We start from the raw sequence: 708 nt of genomic DNA, 5'->3' as shown, positions 1-708 counted from the left end.
CCGTTGGCTACGGTTCGTGCCCCGGGCGCTGCCAGCCGCGTTCCCGTACCTGCCGGGCCAGTCCGGCTACAACAAGCGGCTGCGCTCGGCGGTGTCACTGATCAAGCGGGTCATCCGCGAGCTGGCCGGCGACACCGACCTGTGGGCCGACCCCGTCTGGGTCGTGGACTCCACCCCGGTCGAGTGCGCCCGTTCCCGGCCCACCGCGAAACGCTCGAACCTGGCCGGGTGGGCCGGCTACAGCTACTGCCCGTCGCACTCGCGGTGGTTCTGGGGGCTGCGCCTGCACCTGGTCTGCACCCCGGCCGGACTGCCGATCACCTGGGCATTGGCCGACCCGAAGCTCGACGAACGCCAGGTCCTGATGGCCGTGCTCGACCACGACCCCACCCTCACCACCGACCGGCCCGGCCTGACCATCATCGCCGACAAGGGCTACGTCTCCCGCGAACTCGACACCTACCTGGCCGAGCGTGGCGTGGTGCTGCTGCGGCCCTCCTACCGCAACCGCACCCCACGCCCGGGCGAACACCTGCTCAAACCGATCCGCCAGCTCATCGAGTCGGTCAACGACACCCTCAAGGGCCAACTCGATCTCGAGCTGCACGGCGGACGCAGCATCGACGGCGTCAGCGCCCGGATCGGGCAGCGCCTGCTCGCCCTGACCGCCGCGATCTGGCACAACCGCGCCACCGGACAGCCCATCAC

General features: G+C 70.6%; 1 protein-coding gene. It reads left to right on the top strand.

Going from position 1 to position 708, the window contains the following annotated elements:
• The coding region (locus PSD17_RS20560; protein WP_445261029.1) for an IS982 family transposase at positions 1-708 on the top strand (708 nt) is incomplete at both ends.

Origin of the sequence: Pseudonocardia sp. D17 (assembly GCF_036984265.1) — a bacterium.
GTDB classification, from domain to species: Bacteria; Actinomycetota; Actinomycetes; order Mycobacteriales; family Pseudonocardiaceae; genus Pseudonocardia; species Pseudonocardia benzenivorans.
Note: the sequence above shows the minus strand (reverse complement) of the source record. Positions and strands in the feature narration are given on the sequence as shown.